The sequence below is a fragment of the Pseudomonas sp. SDO55104_S430 genome (genome assembly GCF_054070595.1).
On the sequence record NZ_JBSVXG010000016.1, the window covers coordinates 41231 to 57188 of the forward strand.

The 15958-nt window shown below is 54.5% G+C and carries 12 protein-coding genes; 3 read left to right on the forward strand and 9 right to left on the reverse strand.

Annotated elements, in window-relative coordinates:
* Nucleotides 1-216: 216 nt before the first annotated feature.
* On the forward strand, nt 217-1347 hold the full coding sequence (locus ACW9JE_RS05430) for a hypothetical protein (protein WP_457432158.1): 1131 nt from the start codon (nt 217-219) through the stop codon (nt 1345-1347).
* Entirely contained in the window at nt 1347-3116 is a 1770-nt protein-coding gene (locus ACW9JE_RS05435) for an ATP-binding protein (protein ID WP_457432159.1), read from the forward strand. The genes ACW9JE_RS05430 and ACW9JE_RS05435 overlap by 1 nt, the downstream gene beginning before the upstream one ends.
* Nucleotides 3117-3236: 120 nt before the next feature.
* On the opposite strand, the gene ACW9JE_RS05440 is transcribed toward ACW9JE_RS05435, so the two are convergent.
* The 9 genes from ACW9JE_RS05440 to ACW9JE_RS05480 all read right to left on the reverse strand — a co-directional run bounded on the left by ACW9JE_RS05440 (nt 3237) and on the right by ACW9JE_RS05480 (nt 14787).
* The gene (locus ACW9JE_RS05440) at nt 3237-4091 is read right to left on the reverse strand and encodes a hypothetical protein (protein ID WP_457432160.1); all 855 of its coding nucleotides are present in this window, start codon (nt 4089-4091) and stop codon (nt 3237-3239) included.
* A gap of 405 nt (nt 4092-4496) precedes the next feature.
* Nucleotides 4497-8987 (reverse strand): ATP-binding protein, encoded by a 4491-nt coding sequence (locus ACW9JE_RS05445; RefSeq protein ID WP_457432161.1) that lies wholly within the window; start codon nt 8985-8987, stop codon nt 4497-4499.
* 600 nt (nt 8988-9587) lie between these two features.
* A complete protein-coding gene (locus ACW9JE_RS05450; protein WP_457432162.1) occupies nt 9588-10745 on the reverse strand; it encodes a glutathionylspermidine synthase family protein in 1158 nt (385 codons plus the stop codon).
* A 12-nt stretch (nt 10746-10757) separates the two neighbouring features.
* On the reverse strand, nt 10758-11474 hold the full coding sequence (locus ACW9JE_RS05455; RefSeq protein WP_457432163.1) for a DUF1190 domain-containing protein: 717 nt from the start codon (nt 11472-11474) through the stop codon (nt 10758-10760).
* A 16-nt stretch (nt 11475-11490) separates the two neighbouring features.
* Nucleotides 11491-11919, reverse strand: a complete 429-nt coding sequence (locus ACW9JE_RS05460) for a DUF350 domain-containing protein (RefSeq protein WP_224535897.1) — start codon at nt 11917-11919, stop codon at nt 11491-11493.
* A gap of 14 nt (nt 11920-11933) precedes the next feature.
* A complete protein-coding gene (locus ACW9JE_RS05465) occupies nt 11934-12614 on the reverse strand; it encodes a DUF2491 family protein (RefSeq protein ID WP_457432164.1) in 681 nt (226 codons plus the stop codon).
* Between the two features lie 71 nt (nt 12615-12685).
* Nucleotides 12686-13384 (reverse strand): PspA/IM30 family protein, encoded by a 699-nt coding sequence (locus ACW9JE_RS05470; protein ID WP_224535902.1) that lies wholly within the window; start codon nt 13382-13384, stop codon nt 12686-12688.
* Nucleotides 13385-13420: 36 nt separating this feature from the next.
* Nucleotides 13421-14002: a YjfI family protein gene (locus tag ACW9JE_RS05475; protein WP_457432167.1), complete on the reverse strand. Its 582-nt coding sequence runs from the start codon at nt 14000-14002 to the stop codon at nt 13421-13423.
* A 233-nt stretch (nt 14003-14235) separates the two neighbouring features.
* Nucleotides 14236-14787, reverse strand: a complete 552-nt coding sequence (locus ACW9JE_RS05480; RefSeq protein WP_457432165.1) for a cysteine hydrolase family protein — start codon at nt 14785-14787, stop codon at nt 14236-14238.
* Nucleotides 14788-14889: 102 nt separating this feature from the next.
* Between ACW9JE_RS05480 and ACW9JE_RS05485 the strand changes: the two genes are divergently transcribed.
* Nucleotides 14890-15882: a GlxA family transcriptional regulator gene (locus tag ACW9JE_RS05485; protein WP_457432166.1), complete on the forward strand. Its 993-nt coding sequence runs from the start codon at nt 14890-14892 to the stop codon at nt 15880-15882.
* Nucleotides 15883-15958 lie beyond the last annotated feature (76 nt).

Below are 15958 nucleotides of genomic sequence, written 5' to 3' on the forward strand. Positions count from 1 at the left end.
GCCATCGGGCCTGTGGTCCAAAGCTTAGCTGGTGAGCGGAGCGTCTTGGCATGTCTTGGTTGGGTGACCATCTACTTGGGGAGCCGTGCAATGAGAAAGCCGGCAGGCCTAGACTACATGGTGGCAAAACAGTAGCTTGCTGCTCAGGCGCCTCGAAAACCTTTCATGGAGGACGCAGAACAGGACAAGTAGATAGGCCGAGAGACAGGAGGTTGAATGTTTGAGCCTATAGAAGCACTGGATATCTACAACAAAAACGTCAATATCCTGATCGGCTCGGGTGCGTCGGCAGATCTGTTTCCCACTCTGGGGTTGCAGATTCGGGATGCGCAGGGCAATTGGGAGACGATTGAAACGCTGTCAACCAAATATGCACTGCGCCCCGAAAAGAATGCGGCGCTGTTTATGCACTACTACAACACGTGCATTCATCCCGTACAGACATTTACTCCGTCAGCGATCACCACGCCTGAGGGGCTGGAAAACCTTCACCACTACGAAGTGTTTTTGCGTACGTTATTAGGGTTCCTAGACAGACGAAAGGATGCTAATCGAAAGATCAACATTTTCACGACCAATTATGATGGCTGCCTGGCGCACTCAGCTGATCGTCTACTCGTGAAAGGGGCGCACGAATTTGTTGTGAACGATGGAACCTCAGGGTTCTATAAGAAGCATCTGCACGCCAAAAACTTCAACACGTTTCAATGCCAGACCGGGGTGTTCGAACGTGCCGCTTACGGCGTCCCGCAGCTCAACATCATTCACTTGCATGGTTCAGTTTACTGGGCCAAGAGCGGTGACAAGATTGAGGTGAGCTACAAGAATGACTTCAAGAACGTGCTCACTCCACACGTCGAAAACAAGATTTCGGAGTTTTCAAAGTACCTAGTTACCAAAGGGGGCGTCACTGACGAGGTCCCGATGGTGAAGCTTACCCATCATCAAATAGATAGATTCTGGTACGAATACAACAAGCTGCCCATCGTGAATCCTACAAAATGGAAGTTTCACGAGACGGTTTTTGAAGAGCACTACTATCAAATGCTCAGGCTCCTCAGCTACGAGTTGGAGCGACCTAACTCGATCCTGATCACGTTCGGGTTCTCCTTTGCGGATGAGCACATCCTCAAACTCGTTCAGCGCTCGCTGTCAAACCCCAAGCTCCAGACGTTTGTTTGTGCCTATAGCCAGCGGGGCGCGCAGAAAATGCGCGACGAGTTTGGGGCTTGGAGAAACGTCAAGGTCATCGGCCCGCCCGAGGGGGCTGACTTGAATTTTGCCAATTTCAATAAGCATGTGCTTTCGCTCAGTCCGCAAGCCTACGAGTCCGGAGATGCTCACTGATGACCATCTCTGTAGGTGAGGTTATCGCCGTCAGCGGCGTCAGGATTACCTTGAGGATATTCGAGGATTCCAACCAGGAGACTCTGTTTCACGATGGGGTGAAGTACAGAGGGGTGTCAATCAGAGAGCATTTGCTGATCCAGCGCGGGTTCATCGATATCGTCTGTCTGGTCGAAGGTGAATACCTCGATGAGCGCAAGCTGGACGAGTCCGCCGAAAAAACTGCCTACATCAGGAAAGTCGATGTCCGGCCCATCGGCTACGTGGCCGATCATCAGTTCTATGAAGGCGTAAAGTATCTGCCGATGATCAGAGACCTTGCCTCTCTACTTAGTGAGGAGATGGTCGGGAAGATCTACGGTGTGAACAATGGGGCCAGCTTCACAATCGGTGCGATGCTCAAGGAAAACGTCGCTATTAGCCTTCCTTGGACGCGGCTGTTTAACAGTCATCTGGGCATTTTTGGAAACACGGGCAGTGGGAAATCGAATACGTTGGCCAAGCTCTACACGACCTTGTTTCGGGAAAAGCTTGAAGGGTTAAAAGGAAAGAGTCAGTTCATTATCATAGACTTCAATGGTGAGTACACGGGCGACCAGATCCTAGCCGCCGCAGATAAAAAAGTGACGGTTTTAGATTCCAAGAAAGGCGCGCAAAAATTCACGTTGGAGAGTGCTCACTTCTGGGATGCAGAAACCCTCAGTCTACTTTTTCAGGCAACCACGAACACGCAGGCTCCGTTTCTGCGGCGGGTCTTATCAGGGAAGGAGAAGTTTAAAGAAATTCCGCTCTCGCATTTCTTGGTCAAAACCTTTGAGCGGGTGTTTGCTGCCGCAGAGCCTAAGCCGGAAGCGCTTGAGTTGGCGCGCGAGGTCGCCCGAATTGTTGACTCGGAAGCGTTGCAACACCATTTGGCCGGGGTCAAATACCATGCGCAAAATAAATATTTTAGAGCGCTGGAGGGGCATTACTACGATTCAGATGGAAAATCATTTTCTGACTTTTTGAAACCTTTCCTCGCCGAGCATGTGAACCTGGAGGAGCTGGATCAATTCGATGAGCTACTTTTTCGGTGTTATTTACAGCTTTGCAATGATGTGGTGATGGGCTACGCGCAATACGAGCATATCCAGCCCGTATTGGGCAGGGCGAGGTCTTCTCTGGCGGGATTGCGTAACGTCCTGCATATCGTCGATGACGCACCGCAGCCCGCTCTGTTGCATGTCATCTCCCTGAAGAAATGTAAGAACGATGTGAAAAAAATTCTGCCGATGCTCATTGCCAAGAATTTTTATGTGAATCACAAGGAAGCTGAAGGGTTAAACAGCCCTCCCACTAAAACCCTGCACCTGATCATTGATGAAGCGCATAACATTCTTTCAGAGCAATCAACACGAGAGCATGAAATCTGGAAGGATTATCGCTTGGAGCTGTTTGAGGAAATAATCAAGGAAGGACGAAAATATGGTGTGTACCTGACGCTCTCCAGCCAACGGCCTGCGGACATTTCTCCCACTATCGTCTCCCAAATACATAATTTCTTCATTCATCGTCTGGTCAACGAGCGTGACTTGATGTTGCTCGATAATACGATCAGTACATTGGACGCTTCGTCCAAATCATTGATACCTACCTTGGTCAAAGGGTGCTGCGTACTCACTGGAACGGCGTTCGACTTGCCGATGATCCTGAAGGTAGATCCATTGCTGGAAGGGCACAGGCCCGCGAGTGATGATGTCAATCTTGAGGCGCTGTGGAAAAGCCCATGAGTGTTACCTGCGAGGAGCCTCAGCGAGCGGTTGGATGAGCAGAGATCTACCCAAGAGGTCGAGCGGCTTACAATGAGGGTTTGTACCCACCCTATGAACAGCTTGGGCTCAGATTAGCCATCATAACGAAGAAGGCTCGCCGAGGGAGTCCTGAAGTTCTTTAAGAACTTCCGAGGATTGCACCACCATGTGGTGGCTAACTTTTGGGTCTGCACCATGGATAATCGCATTTCTAAGTGAAATGAGTTCTCTTAGTTTGTTGTACAGTTCTGTCGTAATTCGTTCGCTCTGGAGCAAGAGCCTAGCCAGCCGGCTATTAGAGGTTCGCTTATTGTTTTTTAATGGCTCTGCTACTGCCATGACCATCGTTTCGAAATTGGTGGCTGAGGCTAAAAGGCCTTCAATCTGATTGTAGTTCTTAACGAAATCCTCTAGCTTTCCGTTCCGCTCCCCTGCTTGATTTTTAGGGTCAATCTCATTTTGGAGTGCGATACTGGCAGACTCAAGCCCATCGGGCTCAACAATGTCCACAACAAAAAACGCAATGGTGATGAAAGATACGGCGAAGAGTGATTGGGCGAGGTTCAGCAGAATGGTCAGTAGCAAAGTGTTGGAAGAGTTCTCATAGGCGAACACAAGGCTTGTAAATAGCATCGTGAACATAACGAGCGCGGTGATGACAGCCAACTGCTGGAAATACCTATGTTCGAGCTTCGCAATCGGCTCGGTACGGGTGGCGTCAGCCCTAGCTTCTCGCCCGAGCTCGCCCCGGAAAAATATATAGCCTGTCAGTGTTAAGCCGTACACAGCGGCCAAGACCTGAGCCGAAGTCGAATACAAATACATTATTTGGTTTTCGGTAAGCTCAAAAAAGGCATCATTCACCCCGTAATACATCGTGGTTATACAAATTAAAAACAGAGCTCCAAGAATAGTTGAGAAGACTACCTTGTTTGGGATTGAATTCAGTCGCATCTACCATCCTTGAAAAAACCATTCGATCAGCGAGCCCGTAAGCAATAGCTATGCACCTGGCGTCGCAACCGCCTCGAGAGGCGGCGTGTCATTATGCCATTATTGGCGCTTACGGCGAATCCCAGCGGATATGTGCAATTCTTGACCTATTTTTAATGGACGAATTTGAAGGCCGCCTGCCGTGCTCGCTCCTCCGAAGCTTGGTCAGGCAGTGTGCGAAGTAGGCTTCAAGCCGGCTCAGCAGTGCTTCAGCGCTCTCTTCTGCATCCTCGACAGAGAAGCGAGCGTTGAAGCCTGGATAGGCTGTGTTCACCTCGTTGAGTATCCATCGGATCGAGTTGCTTCATGGCGTGGAGCGAAACCGAGCTGAGTTCAGATCAATCAGGCTGTTTCACACCTCTGATCTCACGACTCAAAATCAAGCGGCTCCTCTGTCTCACTCTTGTCGGTGTCCCGTTTCCAGTGATGGATCTGGGGTTTCCCCTTGCTATGCCAGACGACTCCTTCAGAACGGCGCCAGGACGCATGGTGGTTTCCTCCATCAGGCCACGCGCCACGTTCGGTGACGAACACCCATATGCACGAGAAACCATCTTCCTCAAGGAATGTATTGAATAGATCTCGGTCAATGAAGGCGTGTGAGCCGTCATCTCTGCTCTGCCCACTGATGAAGAGAGGAGTGCCGGAAGTACCAACGTAAATATTCGGGTTTGCGTAATCTGGTTTCAGGCCGAGGCGTTTGGCTAACCAGGGCGCAGGCATCAGAGCATGGGCGCCGTCCGTCAGCGAGGCGTCCAGGTGTGACTCCCAGTGGTAGCGGAAACAAGGGTAAGCAACCTCTACCTCGCCGATGTTGTAAAAGTCCATAATTGACCACTGCTCCTGATCCCAAGTTGAGCGCCATGGGGCCTCCAGGAGATAGCCATTGTCCGTTGAGTTGCGCGTCGACCAATTGTCCACTCGGATCTCTTTCTGCAGGCGGATGTACTTTATGAGGGCTTCCTCGTCTTCCTGCCTGACAATTACTGGCAACAGAAATCGCCATTCTTGCTTTCTTTGCCCGTGCTCGCGGTCGGATCTGTCCTTATAACACTCTGTCTCCGAGCGATGCTCGTGCAGAACCACCCAGTCCTGGCCAGTCGAATCCTTCCTGACCAATAGGTTTGGCATGTTCGTCGCGGGATTCTCTTCAAACGGCCACTTGCCAAGCTCTGCCTCGGAAGTCTCTCGCATACTGATCTCGCACCTCCCAATAGAGTCTCTGGGCTTGGCTGGGAGCTCGGCAGGAAGCAGGATCGTGGGATCAATGTCTCGGTGGAAGCCAATGTCGAGTGGCCCTGCATACTGGCGCGAGCCGTGGAGGGCTCGCTCCGACATCCATTTATTGTCAGCAAGACTGCAGAGGAGCTCATCCAAAGCCAGCCACTGGTACTTCTTGCCGATCCGCTCGACGAGAGGCCGGTCTCGGCTGTAGTCATGCCGCCTGCTTCGGTCATTGGGGAAGAGCTTTTTCGTCCATCCCAGTGCGTAGGCTCGCTTGGCAACCCATAGTTGGGCAGCGGCTATGTCGATGTGCGGCAAAGGATCTGGTCGCCCATCTTCATTGTTGAAACGTGGCCTGTACTCCTTGTGATACCGGGCTTTTTCCTTTGCGCTCAATTGCATCAGAAGCAGCTCTTCACAGTCTCTGAAGTGTTCTGAGTAGTCTTTTGCAGCTTTGCCCTTCCGACGCATGGCGAGATCTCGGAAGCGATTGGGTGCGAAGCTACGCATCAGCTCCAGGAGTTCGACACGTAAAGGGCAATGATCTATGACTTCCTGCTCGAAGACTTCATACCGTTCGGTCAGAGTGAGAGGCTCTGCCTTGCTCAGGGACACGTTTGCAAATGAGCTAACGCGCGGACGTATCTCGTAGCATCCAAAATCACCTCCCCACTGAGCGCAAGAGTCTTGTATTTGGGAGTCGCCCGCTCGATTGGCCGCTTTATCCAGCGCTTCCTCAGTCACTGCCAGGCGAATTACCTTGGAGGTATAGGGCGGCCTTGATTGCAGCATGTCTACGGTACTGGGCAGATAGCCTCTGGCGTGTGCAAGCTCAATGATTCCGAAAGCAGCATCTCTGAGCAGAATGGATGCAGGAACATCTTCACGACTGAATACGGTCTTGTAAGCCACGCCAGCAAATTCACGTAGAATTTGCTCGTCATTTCTGATGCAACACGCGCCGTAAGCGGCTGTGTGGAGGCGCTCCAGCACATAAAGGTCGTCGACTTCGTAAAAGGCTTGAGAGAGCTTCGCATAAAGGGATAGGTTGCGGATCATCAAGGACGTGAGCGCCTTGGTTGATTTATCACGTAGCTCGCGGTTTGAACTCGCGAGGAACCACGTGAGAGTTATCGCGCAGAGGTGCTGAACTTCCGGATCAGTATGGTCATTTTGCTCAAGGGCACTCCACTCGATCAGTCTCCGTGCGGTATCACCCTCGCCCAAGGGAAGCCCGTTAATAAGTACAGTCCAGTATGCATCCCGATTTGCCATGCTTCGGTTGATCAACTTTTTGTGAAGTACCCTAGCGTTCCATGGGTGCCCCACACTCGCGCTTACCTGGACAATAATATCGAAGTGTTCCTCTTCAGCTTTTACGAACGCCTCGAATATTTCTAGGGTGCGCTCAGTGAAAGAGTCGTTATTCCTCCATCTTAGGCTTTCGATGAATGCGTTGCCAATGGCGTAGTCATCAGCCCAAACCCCGATGTCTCCAGGTAGTAGATCAAGTAACTCTTGATGAAATAGCTCGGGTAACTGCACGGAAAGTGCATCTGTAAGCCCGGCCCATTCGCCGTGAATACTCTCGCCATCGTGGATAAATTGAAGGGTGCCAGCTCGCAATGCTTCCGATGGGTCATTAACCTCCTTCAGAAGACCAGAGGCCATTAGATAGTCCTGAAGGCGTTGGAAGCTAAAACGAACTATGTCCTCCGGAACTGCGAACGGATCAGCATCCCAGCCTCTGGGATCAGGATCTAGTCTGAAAAGTCCGTTTCTCTGAAGGGCCTCGAACCAAGTTATCCCAGGGGGTGTAGGATACGCATGAAACTTTTCTCCTACGATTCGAATAGCATCAATGTGAGGTACAAAGTCTCGTCTATGGGCTGCCATATAAGCAGCAATTGCAGCGAGTGCCTGGTTGGTGGGTATGACCAGCTCGTCGCTGCCATCCCTTCCTACTCCCAAGTTCCGGGCAATGCTTCTTGTGTAGAAAGAGAATACCTGCTTCGTACCCACCAGTCCCTTAGGGAAATGTCTGAGACCTTCTCGCTTCAGAGCCACACAAGCGCTGCGCAGGAAGAGCGGATTAACGAATTCCGCTGCCAGCCATGGTGTATTTGGTTGAGAGATACCACGTCCGCCTAGGTATATTCTCGCTGCTCGTGATTGCTCTTCCTTAGTTTCGAATCCTTGAATTCTGAACGATGGAATCGTCTCCTCTACAGTTCTAGGGACGACATAAGGCTTGTACTCAGTTCTGCAACTGAACACTAGTAGGAGATTGGCGTAGCGCTCAACCCTGGCGATGAACTCAGCTAGCTCATTACGCCAAAGCGTCAACCCCGCGCCTTCATTGACCGCATCTACCAAAATTAAACCGCGCTTACCGCTGGCATCAGCTGCCGCGCTTAGCGCCTGCAGTAAAGCATCAGGATTGATCTCATCTATACCGAGCCGTCTGGATATCTGAGTCCAGATATTTTCTGCTGTTAAATGCTGGCCAAGGATGAAGAAGACAGGCCGACCTTCCGATATGGCGCTTTCGGCGATACTCCCTAACAGATGTGATTTTCCTGTTCCTGCTTTTCCATATATGAAAATGCTGCGTCGGTACTCGGCGGAGAAATGGCGGTTCTGAATAAAAGACCTGAAAATGTAAGCCGCATCGCTAAGCTTTCTCAGTGTGTGGTCTGCTGAGTCCAGCGCGGAGAATCCTGACTTTGGCTGCTCCGGCGTTGACTCTCGCAAATTCCACACGGCCCGTTCTAAGTCGTGGACGTTTTCCGAGATATTCTCAACGGTTTGTACGACTTCCCTTAGGGGCCAATTTTTCCAAGCGTCGGTTGTGAATTGATGAGAAAGCCTTTCGAGCGAACCAATTTCCCGCTCGATTTTTTCTATTTGGTCGGCCTGGCCACCTAAGGTTTTTCCAACGGATTTGAGTTGAGCTGCAGCGTAAATCCTGGCGATCTGTTCTTGGATCTCTGTGATGATGCAGGGGGCGCGTAACGCTATTCGAAATACTCGCTGTATCCCGACCTCTACATGATCTTCAGGGTGATATCTTTCATCCAGCGACTTGATGGCCAAAGCGATGTGGTCAGAGAACCAACGGGCCGAGAACTCAAAATCTCCAAACCAGAAGCGGCGGAGGCCTTCTGCTGACGGATGAGTTAGCCGGTCCGTGATATCAGAGGCTGTCCAAACAATGAACTCTATGCTTTTTCCTGGCGCAACAAGTTCAGCCCATTTAGCTTTTCGTGCATTCCAAGAATGCCAACCAGTGTTGCCACGACCTTGCTTTCCAGTTTTGTCAGTAAGATCACATGGGAGCGCAATGACGTACTTTGTCAGGTCTGGGTGAGCCTTTAGAGCGGTCTCTACAGAGTCATCAATGTTTGCCCAATTTACTTCTCGAGACTTCGTATAGTATTTGGCTTGATACCCGATCTCGCTCCCATCATCGAGCAACCAATATGCCTCGATTCCTCCGTCCCCGCCGGAACCTTCTATTCGCCTGAATTCCGCGTCAGCGGCTGGCCTTTCCCGTCGAGCTAGCTGGCAGATAAGTTCTTCGAAGGCAAGGCGCTGTCCTGATTCCATGCCCCTGATGCGTGTGTAATCCATGCGGGTATCCGTAGCGTAACTGGTTGGTGGCACCTTGCCTCATGCGAGTGTATTCGTTTGAGCTGGCGATCAAAATGCTGCATTGATATTGCAGGATCACGATCAGGTTTAGCGTTGCGAGGAGCAGAGGTTGTCAATGCTATCAAGGCCGAATTACCCTCCCAAAATGACTGCGGTCGGATTTTTGCCTGGGCGGTGGTTGTGCAGGCCCTGCTTACAAAAATTGATCCTATTTCCTATTGGAAAACGCGTTTCAAGCATTTATTGACGATGCCGCCAACGGCGGTGCTGGCGAAGGCTGGCTTAACAACTGCAGAGCTAGGTCTAGTCCCAGGCTGGCAAGCCCGCCCTTTCTGGTCTCAATCCAGGTGCTCGACCGGCTTCAGCATGGTAGAAAAGTGTAAACAACGGTGCTTCAAAGCCTGGTGGTGTTTACACTTTTTTTAAATGGTGAGTACCTGATTTTCAACATGTTGACTCAAAAGGGAAATTTGAGTTGTTGTCGTTTTTTGGTGAATAGAACCGTTCTAATTAAACGCTTGGAACAAAAAAAGCCAGGCATTCCCAAAGGATCCCGGGCTTTTTGCTGCCCGCGATTTTTCAGTCGAGTATCAGGTGTGGCAGAAACCGGCTCGAATCCTTGGTGATCAGGCTGTTGTCTTCCCGGACACCGATGCCCGCCGCCTGATCGCCGATCACCCAGGAGCCGATCAGCGTATAGCTCTCGCCGAACTTCGGCAGCGGGGCGAATTCCTGCAGGATGAACGGCGCGTCCGTGTAAGGCCCATCCTGCTTCACGATCATGCCCTCCGCGGTTTGCAACTCGATGTTGGCGCCTTCCCGCGAGAAGTACGGTTTGCGAACCCAGCCCTTGGGCACCGCTTTGCCTGGCTCGGTATCCAGGTGGGCGGCGAGCAGGTTCGGGTGACCTTTGTTGAATTCCCACAGCAGCGGCAGGATGCCCTTGTTGGACAGGATCGATTTCCAGGCCGGCTCGAAAAACTGCGTGTCACTCTCGGCAATCGCCGCGCCGAACGGTTCGTGGAAGATGAACTCCCAGGCATGCAGCTTGAACAGGTGAGGGATCCAGCGATCTTCAAGATCGACGAAACGGCCTTCACTGGTCAGCCCGATATCTTCGATATCGATGTGCCGTGATTCGATGCCGACCTTTTCGGCGATCAGGCGCAGGTAGTCAGTGGTGCCCCTGTCTTCCACCGAGTCTTTCATCGAGGCAAAGTAGAACGGTTGCTTGAGCTGAAGCTGGGCGAAGGCCTGATGCAGTTTGGTGTCGATGCTGTTGAACTGGTCGGCACTCTTGGGCAGCAACCCGCGCTCGATGCACTGCTCCAGCCAGCCCCATTGAAAGGCGGCGGCTTCGTACAGACTGGTGGGGGTGTCGTAGTTCAGCTCCAGCAACTTGGCTGGGCCGTTGCCGTTGTAGGAGAAATCCATGCGCCCGTACAGGTGCGGATGGCCTTCGAGCCACGACGTGCGGATCAGGTCGTGGAAGGGCGCAGGAATGCTCAGACGCTCCAGCAGCTCTTCACTCTTGACCACCCGGGCCACCAGATCCATGCACATTTCGTGGATCTCGGAGGTCGGGTCTTCCAGATCGTTTTCGATCTGTTTGAGCGTGAACTGGTAGTACGCGCTTTCGTCCCAATAGGGTTCGTCGTCGATGGTATGGAACAGAAAGCCGAGGCTCTCGGCCGTCTGTTTCCAGTCATGCCGCTCTGCGCAGTGGATTTTCTTCATGGCCTTGCGTCCTCAGCTGCTCGATCCGCCGCCCCAGCCGCTGCGGGCACTGGCCTTGCTGCCGAAGCCGCCACGGGAGGTGGAAGAAGCCACGGAAATCGGTTTCTTGGCCGGGCGCGTAGAGGTGGTGCTGTAGCCGCTGCCGTATTTCGCCTGGTTGGAGCGGTAGAACGTTGAGCCCTTGGCGATCCGCTGGCTGAGCGTGGAAGAGCCGTAGCTGCCGCGATCATCGCGATAGCGATAGACCGGCTCGGAGTAGTAGCTGTTGCGGTTGTTGCTCAGCATGTTGCCGATCAGCAGGCCGGTCAGCAGGCTGCTGGTGGAAAAGCCCGAACCGCCGCCACTGTTGCTGGTTTCTGACGCAGGCAACTGGGCCCTCGCGGCGTCCACCTGGGATTGCGTGACCTGGCCATCAGCCGTCAGTTCGAAGCCGCCCAGCCGGGGGATGAACTTGCCGGCCGAGTCCTGCTGGCACCAATCGGCGACGAAGTCGGCATCGCAATCGGCTTGGTTGTCGTACACCGGGGCCATGCGGCGATGCTCGGCCAGGGCGGTCATGTAGGCGTCGGAGCAGACATCCACCGGCAGCTTTTCATCGGCGCACTGCTGAACGGACTGGAAGTTGTACTTCTTCTGCACCGCGTAGGTTTTTTCCGTTGGCCCGCAGCCCGATATCGCCATGGCGACCGACGCGGCCAGCGAAAGCTGTACGTACTTGCTTCGTTTCATTCGGCGCTCCCTGCCGTCAGTTCTGGGATGGGGTCATGCACGCGGCGTTCAACATGCCGACGCTGATGGCCACTGCCGCCACATAGATACCCGCAGCAATTTCACCTTTTTGAATGCGCTCGGACACGCCCTTGAGCACCAGGCTGGTCATCAGGAACGCCAGCAACTGGACGAACGCGGCGATCACGGCCCAGACAACGAAATCCAGAATGCTGATGGAGTAAGCGATGACATTGCTGGCCGGAATGGCGAAACCGATGATCGCGCCACCCAGGGCAATCGCGGCGGCCACGTTGCCCGAGCGGATCAGTTCGAATTCCTTGTGGGGCGTGATTCGGGTGTAGATCAGCTGGAACAATGCGAATAACGCCGCAGCGCCGCCAAGGTACAAGACGAACCCGAGCACGGCGGCTTTGTTCAGGGAGATGGAGAGTGCTTCCAGCATGGATAACTTCCTGTTTAAAAAATAGTCAGATCGGTGGTGTACAGCGAGATGCCCCGGGACGTGCTCAGGCTGATGGTGCCCTCTGCGTCTTCCTCGACGGAAAACAGCAGGAACTCCCGGCGATTGGTCAGGCCGGTGTCGCGGGCGTAGAGCATCGAATGGTGTTCGATGCGGTAAGTCTCCTCGGGATTGCTCAGGTTTTCGCTCAGCGACACCAGTTCCGTCTGGCCGGTCTCAGTGCCCCATTCACGGGTGAATACGATGCCGTCATGGGTATAGTTCGGCAAGCCGATCCGGCTGTCGGGACCGGCCAGCCGGCGCAATTCCGCTTCAGTGCTGATGGTGACGTAATCCAGGTAATTGAACAGGATCACCGACTCGACTTGTCCGGCGATTTCGCCGCTGGTGTGCACTTGCAGCCAGTGATCCTCGTCGTTCAAGTAGTAGCGCGACAGCCAGGTCGATTGACCGAGCTCGATGGTGCCGGCGCTCCAGATCTGCTGGGACTCGGGAATCGCCACGGTGGTTTTCCCGTCGAGCAGCAGTTTCAGGGTCGAGTCGAACATCACGCCCTTGCCGAATGCCAAGCCCAGCGGCCCGGCGAGCGCCTCATTGGACGGCACGCTGTCGTTGGCAATCCACTTCGAATCCGAGTTTGGAGCTTCGAGCCCCATGAACTTTTTAAACCATCCCATCGAAGACCTCGAATCGACAAAATGAAAGAAGGGCAATCAATGCCCTTCCTGTTGCGCGGTTGCCGCCTGGATCACTCGGCGGACTGTTTTTTCAGGCGCTCGAGAATGGCGTTGGCGCTGCCTGCGTCCGGGGTGATGCCGGCCTCGCGCAGTTTGCGATCCAGATCGTTGCCGGATGAAGCCTCGGCCAGTTCGTCCTGGGCGTTCAGTTCAGCGGCGCGCTGCTGTTGCTTGGCTTGCAGGCGATTGAGAGTGCCGACAGCGGTTTCCAGCTTGCCGTTGGCGCCACCGCTGGCAATCGAAGCGCTGACCTGGGCCTTCTGCACGCTTTCGCGGGCTTTGGCCATGTCCACTTGCTGGCGCAGGCTCTTGATCCGCGCTTCGGCCTTGTTGATGTCCTTGCGCATGTTGTCGGCGTAGGTGCCGAACTCGGTGGCCTGCTTCTGTTCGACATCCAGATCGTTGGTCAGGGTCGAAATGGCTTCGGCCACTTCCAGCGCCAGGTCTTCGCGATTGGCCTGGATCGCGGCGAGTGCCTTGGACTCCAAGTCCTTGATCTTGGCGTTGTACTCACCGACGCGATCGGCCGAGAGTTTGTGTTTGGCCATGATGGTGACCAGCTCGCGCCGGGCATTGGCCAGGGCGCTGTCGGCGTCGCGGATTTCCTGATCGAGGATGCGCAGGGCCTGCTGGTCGACGATGGCCTCGCCGACTTCGCTGGCGCCGCCGCGCAATGCGGTGAACAACTTGCTCCAGATGGACTGAGTCATTGGATTTTCCCTGTTTGCGAATGGCTTGGAAGAGGATTACTTGAAGAAGTGTTCGAAGGCTTCGCTGGCGCGATGCACGTTGTCCACCAGGGTTTTGATCTCGGTGACCACGTTGGTCAGGCTCGAGTCGGAGCTCAGCGCGCCGAACATGTTGTAGACGGTCTGTCCGTTCGGCATGGATTCGATGCCGATCGAGGACAGCGGGAACAGCTCGCGGCTGCGCAGCACGGCATCGTTGAAGGCACGCACGTCACTGATCGAATCGATGTCGACCAGTACGGTGTCGACGATGATCTGCTCGCCGACCACCGCGATGTAAATCGGCAGGCCACCAAACTCGTTCATTTCCAGCTTGATGCTGGACTCGGAGCCTTGGACGAGGGAGAGGGTGATTTCCTGCGATACCACTTCGTCCAGAGCCTGAAGGGCGGTGAACAGGCGGTCGATGGTCCAGTTGTTACCTGCGCTCATGTATTTCTCCGACATGAATGAGCCAGCCAGAATCGGTTGGCGTAGCTGTTGCTCCATTTGCTTGAGCAGGCTTCGATTTTCCGGAAGCACCCAAGTCTCGTGTTTCACATAACCGGCGGCGGCCAGTCCAGCGCGCATCTGCTTCATGTAGAAGCTCGAGGGCTTTTTCGTGGACGGTTTCGAGCGCTCTTCCTTGCCGGCGGATGCCCGTGCTGAAGAGCTGCTTTTCATGGTGGCCACTCCCGTTATGAAAACTCACGCGCTGAAACACTACAGTCAATTCTGACAGCTCACAATGGCTCACGCGTGAGATTTTCAGACACACTAAAAAGGCCGGTAACCTGAGTGAGGCTACCGGCCTTGAGCGTTTGCGGGGTCGATCAGTTGGCGGACAGGAACTCGTCGGTCGATATCACTTTGGCATAGGCAAAACCGAGAGCCGACATGAACGCGGCATGCACATGCGCCGCTGGAACGGTCACGCCATTGAATTCCAGATCCCGTGAGGCACAGGCGTCGTGGATCACCGTGACGCTGTAGCCCAGGTCATTGGCGGCACGGGTGATGCCGTCGATGCACATGTGGCTCATGCTGCCGGCGACCACCAGTTCCTTGATGCCTTGCTCGTCGAGGATCGACTGCAATTCGGTTTCGCGGAACGAATTGACGAAGTGCTTGAGGACCACCGGCTCGTTGTTCTGGTTGAGGACCTTCGGATGCAGTTTTGCGCCTTCCGAGCCCGGGGTGAAGAACGGTGCGGCGTCGGAGGTGAATTCGTGGCGGATATGCACCACCGAATCACCGGCTTCACGGAAGGACTTGAGCAGGCGTACGGCGTTGTCCGCGGCGGCATCGGCGCCGGCCAGCGGCCACTTGCCTTGTGGGAAGTAGTCGTTCTGGATATCAACTACGATGAGTGCTTGCTTGGCCATGACTGTTTCCTCGAAGTGCGGTTTGGGTGTGGAATGTAGTATTGGCGCTGGCGCTCCGATCGGGGATTGGCCGCACCGACAATAGACGGGGGAAAACTGACAATGGATGCACAAAGGGCAATCGTCGAACTGGGCGTGTTGATCTATCCCGGCGCGCAGATGGCGGCGGTGCATGGGTTGACTGATCTGTTCGAGGTGGCCAACGGAGTCGCCGCAGAGCATCAAGCTGCGCATTTGCCGTTTCTGCGCGTCAGCCATTGGCGGGCAGATGGCGATAAGATGCCTACCCGGGTCTACGACAGTTATCCCGGCAACCAAGGTGGGTTGATGGCGGTATTGATCCCGCCATCAATCGCCGGTTTCACCGAAGGCCAGGCGCCGCAGTCTCTGCTGGATTGGTTGCGGCAACAACATGCCAACGGCGCGACCCTGGGTGGGGTGTGCGTGGGTTCGCTGCTGTTGGCTGAAAGCGGTCTGCTCGACGGTCGCAGCGCCACGACCCACTGGACCTCGGCCAAATCCTTCGCCGAACGTTACCCGGCGATCAAGCTCAAGGCCGATACGCCCATCGTCGATGACGGCGACCTGATCACCACCGCCGGCCTTATGGCATGGTCTGAACTGGGTCTGCGTCTGGTCGACCGCCTGCTGGGACCGAGCATCGCCACCGGTACCGCGCGTTTTCTGGTGGTGGAACACAGCGACAGCGCCAGCGAGTGCGGCAGCAATTTCGCGCCGATCCTGAGCCATGGCGATGCTTCGATCCTCAAGGTGCAGCATTGGCTGCAGAGCACTGGCGCCACCGACGTGTCGCTGAGCGCGATGGCTGAGCGCGCGGGGCTGGAGGAGCGCACGTTTCTACGGCGCTTTCGCGCGGCGACCGGGCTCAAACCCACCGAATACTGCCAGCACCTGCGGGTGGGCAAGGCGCGGGAGATGCTCGAGTTCACCAATGGGACTATTGATCACATTGCCTGGACTGTCGGGTATCAGGACCCGGGCGCGTTTCGTTCGACCTTCAAGAAAATCACCGGGCTGGCGCCGAGTGATTATCGGACGCGGTTTGGGGTGACGCCGGGGGTTGCCCCCCGGTAGCCGCCACACCACAAATCCCCTGTGGGAGCGGGCTTGCTCGCGAATGCGGGGAGTCAGTTAACGCAGGGGTCACTGA